The organism is Clostridioides sp. ZZV14-6153, from assembly GCF_020657855.1.
Taxonomy (GTDB): domain Bacteria; phylum Bacillota; class Clostridia; order Peptostreptococcales; family Peptostreptococcaceae; genus Clostridioides.
In genome coordinates this window covers 389,330-407,390 of sequence record NZ_JAGWCZ010000002.1, presented here as the reverse complement: position 1 = coordinate 407,390, position 18,061 = coordinate 389,330, and the positions used below count along the sequence as shown (strand labels likewise).

Here is an 18,061-nt window from a genome sequence, read left to right as displayed (position 1 = left end):
AGTACTAATTATATACTTATATCTTGCACATTTTTATCCTTTATAACTAATTAACTGTTCAAAAATAACAGAATATTTTTTATATTACAGTTAAAACTTTCCACCTGTTAATCCCTCTTGAACTAACATATTTTCTAAGACAGTAATATCTGTAGATATGTCAATAGCTTCATCCTCAAATAGAGAATCCAGTTGGTTCTCAAAAGCCACTACAATTGTACTCATTGTACTTTCAATACTCTCCATAGTTGTTGTTATATTTTCTCTGTCTATGCCTTGTTCTTCCAATGTATGATATGAATTTAAAAGCTTCAAAGTAGTTGGAATATAATAATCCATAAATTTTTGTATCTGAGTAAGTTTTGATGGGTCATGTTTTACAACATCAAATATTTTACTCGTAACATCTTCTACTTGTACAATTTTGCTGCACATTGATTCTGATTTAATATTTTCATTAGCTTCTTTTATTTGTCTCAAATAGTCCATTCCCTTTTTAATAATCATATCAACTTCATTACTATTCTCAACTTCATCTTCTTCAACTTCACACACTACATCTTCATACACTGGTGGAATTCCATCTTCATTTGTCAAGACAATTTGATTGTTTCTTTTATCAATATAAGTATTTATAAAGTAATTTTTATCTATCATCTTTTGCACATCTTTTATTATAAATTTTAATGATTTAGATGTGCTTTCTGCAATAAGTTCTACTGGAATAATATTTTTATTACTTATGATTGTACAGTATTTTTTGTAACGAGAAATTTGGTCTCCTAATCTTTTACCTTTAAAAATGCAAACTCCACCTATTATTAAAAATAAAGCACATACTTGAATAGGAAGTATAACTGCCCACCCAATTATAATTGAAATAGTTGACAATACTAAAGCTGATAGTGTGAATAAACCTACTAAACCCCATCCAACTATCTTTAAAAATTTACTTAAAAACGAATTTATTAATACAGATTTTTTAGAAAAATTCTCTGGTTTATACATGATTTATATCCTTTCATTTTTACTAATATTATTATTATATTTCAGTTTGATTATACAATTACTTACTTATTACTGTCAAGGAATTTGAAATTCTACAAATTATTTCAAATAAGGTAATAGACTTAAATGTAAGTACATTTTCTAACTAAAAATGTACTTACATTTAATGCTATACAAAAATAAGAGAACTTAATTTTAAGTAAATTTAAGTCCTCTTACTTTTTATATTTATATAATTATCATTATTTATATCATCTATACTTAATATAAATAAAAAATTGTATCAATAAAGATTTGCAAATATCTCTCTTATTTCTTCTCTACTAAGTTCTACATAATTATTGGCAAGTAATCTCTGTTGATTTGCTATTGTGCTATCAGTAAATTCATCTATCTGACTTTCCACCATTCCATATTCTCTTAAAGATTTCTTAGCTATTAATTTGTTTAAGAATTTCTCTAATTCTCCATAAACATCACAATTAGGGTCACATTCAAGAGCATCTGCTAAAATTTTTGTACATTGTGTAATCTTTCCATTAGGATTTTTTCTAGAGTACATCTTAAATACTTCAGTAAAGAACTGATAATTTGCTTCACCATGTGCAACATGGAAAGCTGCACCTATCGAATAAGATAAAGCATGCACTGCTGCACAACCAGCATTTCCAAAAGCAATTCCTGCATAGTTTGATGCAAGTACAAAGTCCTTAAGATGATTGAATCTCTCTTCTTCTCCTTTAGCCACAATCTTTTTATATCCATCCATAATCATTTTTATAGCCTGTAAAGAATATATTTCTGTAAATGGACTTGCCTTTGGAGATAGATAAGACTCAATAGCATGTATAAGAGCGTCCACTGAGCTTGTTACAAAAAATTTATAAGGCAATCCTTTTACTGATTCTGGAATTAATACTGCATAATCTGCATAAGTTTCTTCTACTGCAAGACCCTTTTTAGTATGCTTAGATTTTAACTCTGCAATGGCTACATTTGTTACTTCACTTCCTGTACCACATGTTGTAGGAACTACCACCAATTCTTTTACTTTTTTAGGTGCTACTTCTCCTTCAAATAAATCAATAGACTTCTCTGGAACATCAAGTGCTAATATCTTGCATATATCAACTATTGTACCTCCTCCAAAGGCGATAATTCTATCGAAATTGTATTTCTTCATTTCTTTTGTCATAGAATCTATCATTTCATCAGATGGTTCACCTGTTCCAAATTTTTCTTGGAAAATTAGATTGGTATCTATTCCAAGAGGTTTCATATATGGTTCATATATAAATTCATTTGTAATTACTAAATCATTTTTTCCTATTTTAAATTCTTCGTTGAATTCTTTAAATGTATCAAAATAAAATATTTTTGGAACTACTCTAAGTGCTTCCATTCTTAACACCCCTCTACTATTAATATTTCTCCTTAAATCTTTTTTCAAACTCTAATGCTAGATTTTCTCTTACACTTGGATGAGCAATATTGATTAAATTTCTTGCCCTTTCTCTAAGAGATTTCCCTTTTAGTTCTGCTATACCATACTCTGTTACGACATAGTCAATATCATTTCTAGATGTTGTTATAGGAGCACCTTCATCAACAATTGAAACAATTTTTGAAATTACTGTACCATCTTTTTTTGTCGTTATTGAAGGCATGGCTATAATTGCCTTTCCATCTTCTCCCATAGATACTCCACGTATGAAGTCAACTTGACCTCCAACTCCACTAAATTGTCTAAGACCCATTGCCTCTGCAACTACCTGTCCCATCAAATCAACTTGTATAGCAGAATTTATAGAAACCATTTTATGTTGTTTCATTATAACTGCTGGATGATTTACATAATCTACAGGCTTTACTTCAACTACTGGGTTATTATTAGCAAAATCATATAATTTTTTAGTTCCCATTAAAAATGTAACTGTCATTTTTTCTTTATCAAAATTTTTATATTTACCATTTATAACACCTTTTTCATAGAGAGCTAAGGTTCCATCTGAAATCATTTCTGAATGAATTCCTAAATCTTTTTTATCTGTTAAAAATAGCATAACTGCATCTGGAATTCCACCAATTCCAAGTTGTAAAGTAGAACCATCTTCAATTAGAGAAGCACAATTTTTACCTATTGCTTCTTCTACTTCTCCTATCTTAGCAGGTTGCAGTTCATATAAAGGTTGTGACTTTTCAACTATATAATCAAACTCTGATATATGAACTACTTCACCATAAGTTCTAGGAAATTGGTCATTTACTTGAACAATTACTGTTTTAGCAGTTTTAATAGCTTCGTAGGTATAGTCAACTGATGTCCCTAGACTACAATACCCATGTTCATCTGGTGGAGTTACCTGTGCTAAAACAACATCACATTTTAATCTTTTTTCTCTAATTAATTTTGGTACTTCATGAAAGAATGCAGGAGTAAAATCTCCATCTCCATTTTCGATTGCCTTTCTTACATTTCCACTTACAAACATTGGATTTACTCTAAAGTGAGTTTCCATTCCCTCGCCAGTATATCCACCACTCCCTAGACTTACCATATGCTTAATCTCAACGTTTTTATACTGTTTTGCATTTTCAATCATAGCCTCTACTAGTACAGGAGGCTCACCTACACAATGTGCAAATACTACTGTATCCCCATCTTTAATATGCTTTACAGCGTCTGTAGCAGTACATAACTTACTTTGATACAATTCTCGCCAATTCAATGAAATCACCCCATCTAACTCTTATTTAAGCTTCACAAATTGCTGATTCTATTATATTTATAGCTCTTTCTATATGACTAAAATCCCAAATTTTAATATATGATTTTTTAACTTTATATTGTTGGTAGAATGCACATAAAGTTGTGCATCCTCCAATTATAAGTAATAAATCATATTCTACATCTTCTTCTGCTACACTAAAATCTACTCTACCATTGAAGTGCTCTTTGATTATTGCAAGAGCCTTCCCTCTTTCGTATCTAGGGTTACAGCCCCCACAAAATCTAACTCCACAGGTCATGTGTAAATTCTCCTTCTAAAAATCTCTTTTTATAACTCAAACTACTACTTCATAATTATTCTTATACGATATATTTTTTCATTAATTAGTATAAGTCGATATATCTTCCCATTTATATATCAACTTTTTATAAATTTAGAGCTTTCTCTTTTTTTATTCCTGCAATTGTCTTAGCTAACTCTTTCTTCTGATTTATATTTCCTTGTCTTGAAATCATTATTCTTTGTGCTTGTGGTGAACCTGCTCCATGCATTGACTCAGTTCTATAACCAACAGCAGCTGAACCAAGACATATATTTTCTAAGAATCTTAATATTCTCATTCTTTCTTCTGTTGAAGCTACTGAAGAAGCTTTAAAATATTTATTACATACTTCACCTATTGTCATTCCACTTGTTCCAACTTTAACATCTGATTTAAAGTCTTTTTCTGAAGGCATAGTAACCATAAGCCCACCAGCTATATCTTCTGCAAGTCTTACTATTTCATAAGGGAATCTAGTTACATTTTGTTTACATACATTTGCAAGAAGTAAATCTATTTGATAGTTTCCAGCCTCTGTCTTATGTCCTTCTGATGAACATGCTATACCACAACAATATAAGCTTTCATTAAGGTGAGTCATTTCTATTAATTTATCTTTTATATGAGAAGCTTTGTTTGCTCCATTGTAATCAGCTGCTAAAGCTGCTGCTCCTATTATTACATCACCTACTCCAACTTTACATCCACCATAACTTTGTCTATGATATCCAGCAAATCTTTCCACTAACATACCAGAGAAATCCCACTCTCCACATAAGAAAATTCTATCATTTGGAACGAATACATTATCAAATACTACTAGAGCTTCTTGTCCTCCAAACTCCTTATTTCCTAAATCAACATCTGCTCCCTCTTCTAATTTTCTAGTGTCACAAGATTGTCTTCCATAAATCATAAACACACCTTCAGCATCTGAAGGAACTGCAAATGATACAGCATAGTCTTTATCTGCTTCAGTCATACTTATAGTAGGCATTATAAGATGTTCATGTGAATTTATTGAGCCAGTTTGATGTGCTTTTGCTCCTCTTACCACTATTCCATCTTCTCTTCTTTCAACTATATGAAGAAACATATCTGGGTCAGGTTGAGCACTAGGTGATAATGCTCTATCTCCTTTAGGGTCAGTCATAGCTCCATCAACTACTAAATCGTTTTCTTGTATATAAGTTAAGTATTTTACAAAATTATCATGATAATTAGTTCCATGTGCTTTATCACACTCAAATGTTGTTGAATATACCGCATTAAAAGCATCCATACCTACACATCTTTGGAAACAAGAAGCTGTTTTTTGACCACATAGTCTTTGCATTTTAACTTTTTTTATCAAATCATCAGTACTTTGATGAAGATGACCAAATCTATTTATTTTTTCTCCTGTAATATTTGAAGTAACTGTCATTAAATCTGCATATTCTGGGTCATGTGCCAAATCATAAGTAGCTGCTACACAATTTATAGATGGTCTAATCATTGGATGGTCAACCCAATTTTTAACCTCTTCACCAAACATATAAACTTTAGTATTTAATTTTCTCAAACTTTCAATATATTGAGCTCCTGTCATTAATGCCATAATAAAACCACTCCTTCTTTTTTATAATAATTTTTATTTATGTTAATTTATAATACTTCCTTCTTTTGTTCATCTCTCAATTTTTTAAATTAAATTCATTTTTAGTTTAGATTCATTTTAGATTAAAATATATTTCTATTTTAATTTAGAATGAATACTTTTTTATACTTGAATTTTATCCCCAAAGCTCTTCATCTGTAGGTACTTCATTTTCTGGCATATAATAAGCAATTCTAGAAATATTAATTAAATGTTTGTAATCAAGATTTTCAGAAATACTATTATTTCCCCAAGAACCACAACCTAAAGTGTTTGTAGGTGCAAGACCATTAAAGAAGCTTCCTCCAGCACTTGTAGCACAACATTGATTGATTACAAATCTTGATACTTCTATATTTTCTCCTGCATATTCTATATTCTTAATTGTATTTGAATGTATAGATACACTATGTCCTTTTCCTTCTACATTTAGATTTGCTTTTGCAATAGCTACACCTTCTTCAAAGTCTTTATATTTATATGCAGATATAACTGGACACATTTTTTCTTTTGCAAGTATGTCTTCTTCACCTGGCCCATCTGCTTCTATCACTATTATTTTTGTATCTTTTGGTATTTCAACACCTGCAATGTTTGCAATTGCATGAACTGATTGCCCTACTGCATCTTTATTCATAGATTTATTGACAAACATGGCATTTCTAAAAGCTTCTTTTTGTGCCTTATCTCTAACTATAAAACCTTTGTTACTTTCAAATTCATCCATTACTTTATCAAACATTTCTTCTGCTACTATCACTGATTGCTCACCTGAGCAAATTATACCATTATCAAATATTCTTCCAGCTATGATTTTAGGTACTGCTTCTTTAATATCTACATCTCTGTCTATGATACATTGGACATTTCCTGCTCCTACACCAAGAGCTGGCTTTCCACTTGAATATGCAGCTCTTACCATTCCCATTCCACCAGTAGCAATTACTACATCTGCTGATGAAATTAAATTTCTCGTATTTTCTCTTGATTGTTGGTCAAGTATTTGTATTAGATTTTCTGGTGCTCCGATTTTTTCTAATTCTTCATTAATCATATCAACAGTCTTAGTACTACATCCAATTGCTTTATGATGTGGTGTTATAATAATTGCATTTCTTCCCTTTAATGCAAACATAGCATTACTCATAGGTGTAACTATTGGATTTGTACAAGGAGTTATTGCTGCTACAACACCAATTGGTTTAGCTACCTTTGTTATTCCTGTTTCTCTATCTATGTCAATTATACCAACTGATTTCTTATCTTTTAAATTATTGTATATAACTTTCGCTTTGCTTTTATTTTTAGCTACTTTATCTTCATATACACCCATTCCAGTTTCTTCTACTGCAAGTTTAGCTAAATATTCAGCGTTATAGTATACTACCTTTCCAACTATCTTCACTATTTTATCCACTTGTTCTTGAGTATAGCATTCAAACTCTCTCTGAGCTTTTCTAGCTCTCTCAATGTATCCATTAATATATTCTTTGCTTAAATCTTCAAAGTTTTCTACTGCTTTTTCCATTTTTAATATTCCTCCAATTTATTAAATATTTTTATAATGCACTTTTAAAAGTTTCTGACTTCTTCATTGTACCTGTACTCATAAATTTACTATGCCATGATAAAGCTTCATCTAATATATGAGGAGTTTGTTTTGCTCCATTTTGACATGCTCTATTTAGGTAATCCATAAGTTGCTCTTTATAATCTGGATGAGCACAATTTTCTATTATCTTAACAGCTCTTTCTCTAGGTGCAAGACCTCTTAAATCAGCATACCCTTGCTCTGTTACAATTACCATTACATCATGTTCAGTGTGGTCTACATGAGATACCATAGGTACTATTGACGATATATCACCGTTTTTTGCAATTGATTCAGTACTAAATATAGTTATTGCTCCATTCCTAGCAAAATCACCAGAACCACCGATTCCATTCATCATCTTCGACCCCATGATATGAGTTGAGTTTACATTTCCGTAAATATCAACCTCAATTGCAGTATTCATTGCAATTACACCAATTCTCCTAGCTATTTCTGGGTTATTACTAATTTCTTGAGGTCTCAATATAATCTTATCTTTAAAGAAATCTATATCATTCTCAAATTTTATTAATCCTTCAGGTGATGGACTTACGGATGTAGTTGATGCCATTGTGACTTTACCCATTCTTATTAAATCCAACATTGAATCCTGCACAACCTCTGTATAACAAGTTAAATTTTCAAACTCAGATTCACATAGTCCATATAAAACTGCATTTGCTACACTTCCTACACCAGATTGAAGAGGAAGTAAATTTTTTGACAGTCTACCTGATTTTACTTCTTCTTTCAGAAAAGCAATAATATTATTTGATATCTTTTTTGAAGCTTCATCTACAATACCCAATGGACGTGTCTTATCCTGCATATTAGTGATTACTATACCTGCAATCTTATCTAATCCACAAGGTATATATGTTGTTCCAATTCTATCTTTAGGATGATTTATTGCTATAGGTTTCCTGTTTGGAGGATTTTCTGTGATATATATATCTGCCATTCCTTCCATTTCCATTGGTTTTGCAAGATTTATTTCAACTATCACTTTATCTGCACTTTTTATAAAAGATGGCGAATTTCCTATACCACTAGTAGGTATAATATCCCCATTTTTAGTTATTGCAAGTGCTTCTACTATAGCTACATCTACTTTAGGTATAGTCCCATAATTTAAAAATTGAGTAGAATGACTTAGATGCATATCTATATAATTGACATCACCTTTATTAATACTGTTTCTAAGTATTGAATTAGTCTGATAAGGAAGTCTTCTTTCAATTATACCTACTTCTGCCCATGCTCCGTCCACTTCTGGACCTAAAGATGCTCCTGAATACACAGTCAATTTTATCTTCTCTCCACTTTTAGCCCTTTCTGAAACCGCTAATGGTACTGCTTTTGGGTAACCTGAAGGTGTAAATCCACTAAGTCCAACAACCATCCCATCATTTATAATTTTGGCAGCCTCATCTGCATTCATAATTAAATCACATAATTTTTTATTTCTTAATCTTTCGCTTAATTCTTCAAATACTCCTTCATTATTCATAAATATCCCCCCATATAAAGTCTTATTTACATTGGAAGTTTGTGTAAAACTATAACCAATATAACTTTAGTTAACAGTGCAAATGGATATGTAGCACCATATCCTGCTGCTGGGTCATCGCTATCAAGAGCATCAACAGCAGCTCCAAGCCCTGGTGTTGATGTCATACCACCACAGACAGCTCCTGATAGTAAAATCCAATTTAGTTTGAATACATACTTACCAACTAAAAATCCAATCATCATAGCTGTAATTCCTACTACTATGGCTACTAAAGCTAGATGCATACCAGATGTCATAATTGAATCAACCACTTTACCACCATATCTTAATCCAACTATTGCTAAGAAAAATACTAGCCCTATTTGTTTTAGAATATTTAATACTTTTTCTTCCATTCTGAAATTTACTACACCTATCTTACCCACATATCCAAGTACTAGAGATACAATTAGAGAACCACCAGTTGCCCCTAATGTAAAGTATCCTAATGGTCCCATGAACACGTGTATTCCTCCAACCAAATATCCAGCAAGACATGTTAAGAAAAATGTTATTATATTAAATGGAACTTCTGGTATCGTTTTACCACCAACACTATCTCTAGCTTCTTTCATTTCTTTTTCATATTTTCTTCTTTCTTCTCTAAGGTCCATTCTAAATATTTTAGGAAGGAAATTTACTCCTAAAATTACTATTAATACTCCAAAAGGATATGCAACTGCATGCCCTATACCAACACCTGCTTCAGCATATGCGATATACTTATCTATTTGCTCTTGAGTTAGTGATGTAGTTGTAGCTACATCCAATTTTCCCTCTGGGTCAACTACTTTTAATATTTCTTTTTTATCTTCTATTGATGCTTTCTCAAACTCTTTTGATACATCTTCTGCATGTTTACCAGCTGTTTCTAAAGCAGCAGCTAGACCAGGTGAACTTGTTAATGCTCCTGTATAAACACCAGAAACCTCATACGCACTACTTCCTTTATTGCTTGATAACAAAGTCATTGCATAAGTCATAGAGCCTCCTATAAAAGTTATAAGAACTCCTAAAACTACAAATCTAGCCCCATACTTCTTAAGTACGGCTTTCATATCCTTAGCAGCTAATAAACCAACTGCTGCAACAAATATAATTAGAAAAAAATCAAAGAAATCAGAAGAAATAATTCCATTACCCATCATGATAGTTGCTGCCTTATACCCTGCTGTTGTCTCTCCTTTTGCTATTACTGAATTTCCTAAGCTATACACAAACCATCCAATAAATAATCCTGTAAATAATGCTCCTGACACTCCAAAATTAAACTTCCCAAATTTAATTTTTCCAAATAATATTCCTGTAATTACAGCAGCAAACATAAGGACAAAAGGGTTCATTAAAAAATCCATTAACTCAAACTTCACCAAACCACTCCCTTTCATTTTTTGTTATTAAATTAACATTTCTGATTAAAAAAATTTCATCTCTCTAATGTTAGTTTTTTATGTTACAATTTAGTTGACAATTAAATTACATAAATACTAATTATTTTTAGATAGTTAAATTTTTAATATTCATTGATATAACTACGTTTCAAATAGTTGTTACTTAAATTATGTCAGCTGTTATCTTTTGTTAATTTAATAATAGCACTATTCTTAATAGATTGAAAATATCAAAAACTTATGATATGATAGTTTAAAACTATTCTATTTTTTTACAATAATATACAAAACTTATATTGTTGTTAATTATATACTTGTCACTAATTACATAAATGAAAGGAACTATTAACCAATGAACATAAATTATCTATATTATTTCCAGACTGTTTGTAAATATAAAAACATGACTAAAGCAGCAGAAAGTATTCATATTTCTCAACCATCTATAACCTTAGCTATTAAAGAATTGGAAAAAGAACTCGGTTTTGAACTTTTTTTTAGAATAGGTAATAAAATAGATTTAACTCCTGAGGGGAAGCTCTTCTTAGATAAGGCAAAAAATTTCACGAGACAATTTGAAGATTTTCAAAGTGATGCACTAGATTTAGGAAAAAAAAGAAAAGCATCTCTTAAAATAGGAATTCCTACAGTTTTAGGTACTTTTTTACTTTCAAAGATACTACCTAGATTTAATGTAATTTATCCAGATATTGAGCTTAAAATTTTTGAAGTTCCAACCTTCGTTGGTGCCAAAATGATTGAAGAATCTACACTTGATTTTTGCATTGGTATAATTGATAGTGATATTTATGATGATATAGATTCAAAAACAATCTATAAAACAGAATTATATTTAGTTACAAATCCTAAAAATGAATTAGCAAAACAGTCCATTATTTCAAACTATATGTTGAAAAATATTCCTTTTGTCATACTATCTGAAGGTTCTTATCACTACAAAATTATTACAAAAAGACTTGAGAAGGTTAAACCAAATATAATTTTACACTCAAATCAGCTTTCTACTATTCGTTATTTATTAGAAAATGATTTAGCTTCAACGATACTATATAAAGAAATATTTCAAAATACCGAAAATCTCTGTTCAATTCCTTTAGAACGTGCAATTACTGCTAATATTGGTGTTCTTTGGAGAAAACATCAATATATATCTCATAGTATGAAACTTTTTATTGAATATATGGCTTCTATTCATATAAATTAATATTTCTACATATTATGTAAATACAGCATTATACATATTTTGATAAATATTATAAGTATTTTTGAGTATCAGTATAACAATAAAATATATTATCTTAAAAGAATTACAATGATATACACTCATAACTTAAATATTATTATACTGATACCTTTAATATTAATTTTATCTATTTTAATACTCATATTTTTAATTAGGTTTACTTGGACAACCTAACAAAAAACCCACACATCCAGATACAAAATCTCTCATCTGGGAAATAGTTCCTAGAGATGCGGTTGCTGGTGTTGTAAAATTTCTCACAATAAAAAGTACTATTAATGCTACTACACAAATCACAGTAGCTATAACAATTTGTAATTCACTAGTTTCTCCTTCTTCAATCTCTTCACCATTATTAACAGTCACTTTTTTATCATTATTTTGATAATTGTCACTTTCTAATTCAAATCCAATAGTATTTTTCACATTCATTATATTATTTTGACTTGGTAATTGACCTTTATTAGAAGAATTATCATCTATAAAAATATTTGAATATGCATCCGTATTTGTAACTTTTCTTGAAGCTCTACTTATAAAATTAGCACTTAAAAAGTATCCAAATATCGCTGCTGAAGTAGTTCTTACTACTACATCAATAGTGCTAGTATCTTGTGAATTAACTTCATTTACAAACAAATTGTATATAGATTCAAACATGAGTATTGCCATGACAATTATAAGACATCTATCTATTAATTTAATTTTATACCAGGCTTTTTTTATGTTTTTCATAAACTTATGTTTTTTATTCATAGATATTATCACCTCACATAATAAAATTAAGCCCTCTTTACTAAGATATGTAGAGAGGGCTTAATGGTGAGATTACAATATTATTTTGTGTAAAAAATTATATAAAAATCAAATTATTTGTCTAAAATCATCAAATCTTTAGGGAATTTAGTTAACCTTTCTGGTCCATTTTTTGTAATTAAAACAGTATCTTCTATTCTAACTCCTCCCCATCCTGGGAAGTAAATACCTGGTTCCATTGTTATTATACATCCTTCTTCTATTATTTTATCACCATAATTACCAATAAAAGGTTCTTCATGAACATCTCTTCCAACCCCATGTCCTATCCCTTGATAATAGTAATCTTCATATTTCTTAACAACTTTTCTTATTTCTGCATCTGGAATTGTAGCATGTACACCAGCCTTCATGTTTTCAACTCCAACATCTTGTGCTTCTCTAACTAAATTATAAATCTCTAATTGTTTTTCAGATGCTTCTCCCACTATAAAAGTTCTAGTTGTATCAGAAATATATCCATTGTACATAGCTCCATAATCTATAAGTACAAAGTCACCTTTTTCTATAACCTTGTCACTTGGTTTACCATGAAGTAATGAAGTTTTTGCTCCTGATATCAATATAGTTTCAAATCCTATATTTTGAGCTCCATTCATTTTCATAAAATATTCTAGTTTTGTAGCTAATTCTATTTCAGTAACTCCAGCTTTTATATGTGGAACCAATTCTTCTAACGCTTTATCAGCTATTTCACAAGCTTTCCTTGTATTTTTAATTTCTTCTTCGTCCTTTACATATCTAAGAGTCTCTACAATATTTTCTGTAGGTATCAATTCTCCTCCATCTTGTTCAACTAGATTTTTAAGTTCTTCATATTTATCAAATACGATATTTGTTCTTTCAAATCCAAGCTTTTTTATACCTACTTTATCACATACACTTTTTACAGCTTTTGCCACACTTCTATCAAAATTATGCCAGTTTACAATTTCAAAACCTTTACAAACATTTTCCGCAAGCTCCATATATCTACTATCAGTAACTAAAAAATTTCCATCTTTACAAATAACTGCATATGCTTCTTCATCAGGAAAGCCACTTATGTAATTTACATTCGTTTTTTTTGTTAAGTATAATGCATCAAGTCCCTTAGCTTCTAACAATTCTACTACTTTTTCTACTTTACTCATGATTTTGCCTCCAAAAAATATTTTTTATTTTAATTATATTATACCACTAATAATGTTATTTTTTATCTTATAGATACTTTACTTCTAAAAATTTTTCATATATTATTAATATTATTTATATATTTCCACTGATTTTTTACTTAGCATAAGTAACGACAAATAAAACAGAAATATTATTATGATACAAATTCATGATATTTCTGTTTTATAAGTTATAATTTATAAATATTTAATTATCTTTATATCCTTACTTTGGTAATAAAAATAATATAAGTTGAGTAACAAAAAGAACATATAGTTATAGCCTAAAAGACTATAACTATATGTTCTTCATTTACATGTATAATTTATATTTATTTTGCAGTGTATCCAGCCTTGATTAAAGTTTCAACAGCTAAATCACCTTTAGCATCATTTACAAGAACTATTGGCCCTGTACAACCCATACCACTTTCAGCATAGATTCCATTTTTCCATAGTTCAGATACTGCATCTTCTAAATCCATTATATCAACACCAGCTATTTGACGAGTAACAACCTCTTTATCTGGCATTTTAACTTCTACTTTTTCAGTTTTAACTTCTTTTTTAGTAAGAGAAGCTATAATATCATCAAATTTTGCACCTTTAACTTTTGCAAATTCACTTCTTGCAATATTATTTATTTCTCCCTTTACAACATCATAAGCATATTTTAATGCATTGGCTACTACTGGAGAACCTGATGCTCTCGATACTATAAGTACTCTTCTATCATAGTCTTCTCCAACTCCAGGGCCATACCCAAAGCCTTGAGCTTCATAGTCTCCACCTGTAGTATATGAAGAAAATACTTTCATAAATATATTTCCAGATAATGTATCAGTAACCATAACATCAGGTGCACCTACAAGTAAATCATTACCTCTCATAACACATCCACCATCTGCTCTAATTGAATCCGCAAATTCTATATCATATCCATTATCTTTTAACTCTTTTAAACTTTTTTCAACTTGTCTAGCTCCATCAACATTAAGTATTCCAACTTTTGGGCATTTATTTCCCATTGATTTGGCTGTAGCAATACCATAAATAGCATTTCTTACCATTGCTTCTATTCTATTAGTAGCACTTGTTCCTGTTGTTGTTGCAAGTATCATTTCTTTTCCTTTTGCTGGAGTTATTACTCTACCTACTGTAGATACTCCTATTGGAAAATTATAATGCATAGTAACACAAGCATCTATATATCCTGAGTCTAATAATTCTTCCATTTTTCCATGCATTTCTTTTTCATCATTAACTTCAACTACTTCAAGGTCAGTTTCCACTTTTGGTCCAATAAGTACTATATCAAATAAATTAGATTTTGCTAAGTGTGCACCATTAACCATGTTCTCTACACCATGTTCACTTCCAAGTGTAGTCACACCAATTCTTATTTTTTTGCCAAATTCTCCGCTTTCTATTGCATTAGCTACTTCTAAGAATACATCTGCGATTACTTTTTTTGACATATCCTCACCCCTATTCTTCTAACATATCTAATGCTAGTTTTTTCATAGATTCAGCTATTATCTTCTTAATTTCATCTTTAGATATTCCTGAAGTCTCTTCAGTAACACCTGTATTTCTTTCAGCTATAAAAGATACTCCATCAAATAAATTAGTCATTCTTCCTAAGAATAAACTACCTTTTCCAACTATCATAGCTCTATTTCTATCTCCTGTAGTTAAATCATCTATTAAAAATCCTATATAAGGAGCTCCTGATGGTATATGTCCTTGAGTTGGTGCCCATCCTGGTAATCCTTTATTAGCTACAAAATCTTTTAATTCTTTCTTCTCTAAGTCTCCACGTTTAACAGCAAGTGCACCTATCATTTTGTAGTTTGCTTCTGGAACATCTCCTGCTCCTGCTGGCTTAGTTATATCTGGATTTTGCATTTCAACTGAATATACATCAACATCTGTTATTTTTAAATTAGCTCTATCAAGACCTGAAGTTATAAGTGCTGTCATAACTGCTTGAGGTGAAGAACCAGTTCCCACTGTATGCTTACCTGTTAAGTCAGTTCTTATAACTGGGTTTACACCATCATTTTCAGATACAAGTACTGCAAATCCTCCAACAACATCTTCAAGTACAGGAAGACCTTTTTTAACGTGGTCTTTAGCATTCATTCCAAGTTTAGCACTTGCTCCACCTGCTACTACCATTACATTTTTGTGTATTCCAGATTTTACTAAAGCTGCAGCTTGAATTAATGCATGTGTTGGTGCTGCACAAAATCCTCTTGTATCAGAACCAGTTGCGTTTTGAAGTCCAGCTATTTCAGCTATTGATTTAGCAAAGTTTCCTCCACCTCTTTGGTTTATATCTCCACAAGCTTCTTCTGAACACTCAATAACATAATCTATTTCAGCAGGGTCTATTTTGCTATGTCTTAGCATTTGAATAGCAGATAAAACTCCAGATGCTTTTACTACTAAATTTTCAAACATTGTATGGGCATTTAAGTTAACATCTACATCATGTGCTCTTTTTACATAGCCAACGAATTTTCCATCATGGTATAATCCTTCTGCTATGTGTGTTGCTACTAATTCCTTACCTTCTTCTATATCATCACCCTTTAATTTCCCTACAAATGGTGCAATTTCAGGGTAGTTATTTTCGATTTTTGGTTTTACTTCATCAATAAATTCTTGTGACAACTTTACTAAGTCAAATGCATCACTTATTTGCATTAAAGCTATAAACTCATCTTGAGGCATTATTTCACCAAATTTACCATTTCTAGTTCCCTCAACTTTTTGTTCACACCATGGCATTGGTAAATCTCTTAATTCTTCTGGTCTTCTGTTTCCTATGTAAACTTGATTTGGCATGTAGTTAACTACATCCTCGTAACTTCTTATATGATTACCTACTTCTTGTAAAAATTCTGAATCTGGATTTGTTGCTCTTTCAACTGTACAAGTACTTCCATTTTGCACTATCATATCTGGAGTATGAATAAGTACATAGCCTGCCCCTTTTAAAACTGGATAAGTCATTTTGTGCACCTCCATAAATTTTATGAACACCTAATTTTAATTTCATTAAAGACTTCAATTATTATATTTTTATTTTATTGTATATTTGATTTTATTCTTTTTTTATGTATTTTGGTATTTTTTAAGATTTCATGAATGAATAACTCACATTTACCCATTCATGAAATCTATATTATTTTTTTTGTGTATAGTTATTTTTTATTTTTAGTGTGTGTTTATATTTTTATCTATATAATATATATGTGTGTTATTTTTATTTTTCAAATACTGTTTGACCATCTACTTCTGTAGTTAAAGCGTTTAATGCTTTTTCTACAAGGCCTCTTCTTAGGGCTTTTTCTTCTGTAGGGTCAAGTGCTGGATTTCCAAGTGGATGAGGTATTGCTATAGTTGGAACTATTCTGTTAGCCCCTACTGTTAACGAAATAGGTACTACTGTACACATATGAACTACTGGAAGTCCAGTTTTTTCTATTTCTTTTACCATCGTTGCACCGCAACGAGTACAAGTACCTCATGTAGAAGTTAAGATTACTGCATCTACACCATCAGCTACCAATGCTGCTCCAATTTCAGAAGCATATTTTTTAGAGTTTGCAACAGATGTACCATTACCTACAGTTGTATAGAAAGTTTCATGTAATTTTCCTATTACACCTTCTTTTTCTAAATCTCTAAGAACATCAACAGGTAATACTCTATCTGCATCTAAGTTTGCATATACTGGGTCATATCCACCATGTGCAGTTTCATAAGTTTCTTCTGTTAAATCCATAACTCCTGCTATAGAATAAGTTCCATATTTAGAAGCTGAAGAAGATTCTATTCTATCTGGATTTCCTTTAGGAACTATACCACCAGAAGTAACTAAAGCTATTTTGCATTTTGATAGGTCTTTTACAGGATTACTTGGGTCAACTCTATCAAAGTTTGGCATTGGATATTCAGTTTCAAATGGCTCACCTTTTATTTTCTTAACTAACATGTCAACAGCTCTCTTAGAACCTCTGTCTTCATGGAAGTAGTTAACTCTTATTCCTCTAGCTATGTATCCTTCTTCTTTAGGAGTTCCAATTTCTTCTTCTTTAGCAAGTTTTATTGCAAGTTTAGCTATCTTAGGAAGTGCTTTTCTCATACCTGCTGCAGAATCAGAAGTTTCTACTACATAAACATCCTTTTTGAACATATCTGCACCTGGATTTTCAATGTACATACCTGTTAAAGCTGGTATATTTAAAGCCTCTTTTACAACTTTAGTTATTGTTCCAGCAGCAACTCCGTATCTACCAGCGTTAAATGCAGGCCCAGCTATGAAAAGTTGTGGTTCAAAACCTTTTATCATTGCTAAAACTTCTTCACTTGCACTATCTATATTTTCATTGAAATAACTGTCTCCGCACACTACTGTACCAACTATTTCAATATCTTCACCTAATAATTTATCAAGTTGTAAACTTATTGGAGGTAAAGTTTCTGCCACATGTGGCTTAGTATCAGCTTTTTCTTCTCCACCTATACCAGCAAAGAACTGATTAATATAATGTACTGCTCTTAGTTTTCCCATCTCT

14 protein-coding genes are annotated in these 18,061 nt (G+C 30.8%); 1 reads left to right on the top strand and 13 read right to left on the bottom strand.

Annotated elements, in window-relative coordinates:
* Positions 1-90 precede the first annotated feature (90 nt).
* From KGF46_RS04635 to KGF46_RS04600, 8 genes are all read right to left on the bottom strand, one after another.
* The gene (locus KGF46_RS04635; protein ID WP_227829243.1) at positions 91-1,008 is read right to left on the bottom strand and encodes a 5-bromo-4-chloroindolyl phosphate hydrolysis family protein; all 918 of its coding nucleotides are present in this window, start codon (positions 1,006-1,008) and stop codon (positions 91-93) included.
* 283 nt (positions 1,009-1,291) lie between these two features.
* Positions 1,292-2,410 carry a 4-hydroxybutyrate dehydrogenase gene (locus tag KGF46_RS04630; protein WP_227829244.1) on the bottom strand — a complete coding sequence of 373 codons (1,119 nt, stop codon included), beginning with the start codon at positions 2,408-2,410 and terminating at the stop codon, positions 1,292-1,294.
* 19 nt (positions 2,411-2,429) lie between these two features.
* The gene (locus KGF46_RS04625; RefSeq protein WP_413840205.1) at positions 2,430-3,746 is read right to left on the bottom strand and encodes an acetyl-CoA hydrolase/transferase family protein; all 1,317 of its coding nucleotides are present in this window, start codon (positions 3,744-3,746) and stop codon (positions 2,430-2,432) included.
* A gap of 16 nt (positions 3,747-3,762) precedes the next feature.
* Positions 3,763-4,038: a hypothetical protein gene (locus KGF46_RS04620; protein WP_227861814.1), complete on the bottom strand. Its 276-nt coding sequence runs from the start codon at positions 4,036-4,038 to the stop codon at positions 3,763-3,765.
* A gap of 127 nt (positions 4,039-4,165) precedes the next feature.
* Positions 4,166-5,662: a 4-hydroxyphenylacetate 3-hydroxylase family protein gene (gene abfD, locus KGF46_RS04615; protein WP_227829246.1), complete on the bottom strand. Its 1,497-nt coding sequence runs from the start codon at positions 5,660-5,662 to the stop codon at positions 4,166-4,168.
* A 175-nt stretch (positions 5,663-5,837) separates the two neighbouring features.
* Positions 5,838-7,229 carry an aldehyde dehydrogenase family protein gene (locus KGF46_RS04610; protein WP_227829247.1) on the bottom strand — a complete coding sequence of 464 codons (1,392 nt, stop codon included), beginning with the start codon at positions 7,227-7,229 and terminating at the stop codon, positions 5,838-5,840.
* Between the two features lie 31 nt (positions 7,230-7,260).
* Positions 7,261-8,805, bottom strand: coding sequence for an acetyl-CoA hydrolase/transferase family protein (locus KGF46_RS04605; protein WP_227829248.1), 1,545 nt, complete (start codon positions 8,803-8,805; stop codon positions 7,261-7,263).
* A gap of 26 nt (positions 8,806-8,831) precedes the next feature.
* Positions 8,832-10,235, bottom strand: coding sequence for a hypothetical protein (locus tag KGF46_RS04600; protein ID WP_227829249.1), 1,404 nt, complete (start codon positions 10,233-10,235; stop codon positions 8,832-8,834).
* A 355-nt stretch (positions 10,236-10,590) separates the two neighbouring features.
* Here KGF46_RS04600 and KGF46_RS04595 point away from each other — a divergent pair, with 355 nt between their 5' ends.
* Positions 10,591-11,463, top strand: coding sequence for a LysR family transcriptional regulator (locus tag KGF46_RS04595; protein WP_227829250.1), 873 nt, complete (start codon positions 10,591-10,593; stop codon positions 11,461-11,463).
* 186 nt (positions 11,464-11,649) lie between these two features.
* Here the strand turns inward: KGF46_RS04595 and KGF46_RS04590 are convergent, their stop codons facing one another.
* The 5 genes from KGF46_RS04590 to grdB all read right to left on the bottom strand — a co-directional run bounded on the left by KGF46_RS04590 (position 11,650) and on the right by grdB (position 18,057).
* Positions 11,650-12,258 (bottom strand): hypothetical protein, encoded by a 609-nt coding sequence (locus KGF46_RS04590; RefSeq protein ID WP_227829251.1) that lies wholly within the window; start codon positions 12,256-12,258, stop codon positions 11,650-11,652.
* Positions 12,259-12,371: 113 nt separating this feature from the next.
* Positions 12,372-13,451 (bottom strand): M24 family metallopeptidase, encoded by a 1,080-nt coding sequence (locus KGF46_RS04585; RefSeq protein WP_227829252.1) that lies wholly within the window; start codon positions 13,449-13,451, stop codon positions 12,372-12,374.
* Positions 13,452-13,804: 353 nt separating this feature from the next.
* Positions 13,805-14,950 carry a glycine/sarcosine/betaine reductase complex component C subunit alpha gene (gene grdD, locus KGF46_RS04580; RefSeq protein ID WP_227829253.1) on the bottom strand — a complete coding sequence of 382 codons (1,146 nt, stop codon included), beginning with the start codon at positions 14,948-14,950 and terminating at the stop codon, positions 13,805-13,807.
* 10 nt (positions 14,951-14,960) lie between these two features.
* Positions 14,961-16,493: a glycine/sarcosine/betaine reductase complex component C subunit beta gene (gene grdC / locus KGF46_RS04575; RefSeq protein WP_227847085.1), complete on the bottom strand. Its 1,533-nt coding sequence runs from the start codon at positions 16,491-16,493 to the stop codon at positions 14,961-14,963.
* A 253-nt stretch (positions 16,494-16,746) separates the two neighbouring features.
* The gene (gene grdB, locus KGF46_RS04570; protein WP_227829255.1) at positions 16,747-18,057 is read right to left on the bottom strand and encodes a glycine reductase complex selenoprotein B; all 1,311 of its coding nucleotides are present in this window, start codon (positions 18,055-18,057) and stop codon (positions 16,747-16,749) included.
* Positions 18,058-18,061: the final 4 nt, after the last annotated feature.

Bases quoted from the DNA above. Each gene is read 5' to 3' on its own strand.
- KGF46_RS04605 (WP_227829248.1), bottom strand. From the start codon at position 8,805: ATGAATAATGAAGGAGTATTTGAAGAATTAAGCGAAAGATTAAGAAAT.
- KGF46_RS04595 (WP_227829250.1), top strand. From the start codon at position 10,591: ATGAACATAAATTATCTATATTATTTCCAGACTGTTTGTAAATATAAA.
- KGF46_RS04610 (WP_227829247.1), bottom strand. From the start codon at position 7,229: ATGGAAAAAGCAGTAGAAAACTTTGAAGATTTAAGCAAAGAATATATT.
- KGF46_RS04620 (WP_227861814.1), bottom strand. From the start codon at position 4,038: ATGACCTGTGGAGTTAGATTTTGTGGGGGCTGTAACCCTAGATACGAA.
- grdC (WP_227847085.1), bottom strand. From the start codon at position 16,493: ATGACTTATCCAGTTTTAAAAGGGGCAGGCTATGTACTTATTCATACT.
- KGF46_RS04590 (WP_227829251.1), bottom strand. From the start codon at position 12,258: ATGAATAAAAAACATAAGTTTATGAAAAACATAAAAAAAGCCTGGTAT.
- KGF46_RS04635 (WP_227829243.1), bottom strand. From the start codon at position 1,008: ATGTATAAACCAGAGAATTTTTCTAAAAAATCTGTATTAATAAATTCG.
- KGF46_RS04600 (WP_227829249.1), bottom strand. From the start codon at position 10,235: ATGAAAGGGAGTGGTTTGGTGAAGTTTGAGTTAATGGATTTTTTAATG.
- abfD (WP_227829246.1), bottom strand. From the start codon at position 5,662: ATGGCATTAATGACAGGAGCTCAATATATTGAAAGTTTGAGAAAATTA.
- KGF46_RS04585 (WP_227829252.1), bottom strand. From the start codon at position 13,451: ATGAGTAAAGTAGAAAAAGTAGTAGAATTGTTAGAAGCTAAGGGACTT.
- grdD (WP_227829253.1), bottom strand. From the start codon at position 14,950: ATGTCAAAAAAAGTAATCGCAGATGTATTCTTAGAAGTAGCTAATGCA.
- KGF46_RS04630 (WP_227829244.1), bottom strand. From the start codon at position 2,410: ATGGAAGCACTTAGAGTAGTTCCAAAAATATTTTATTTTGATACATTT.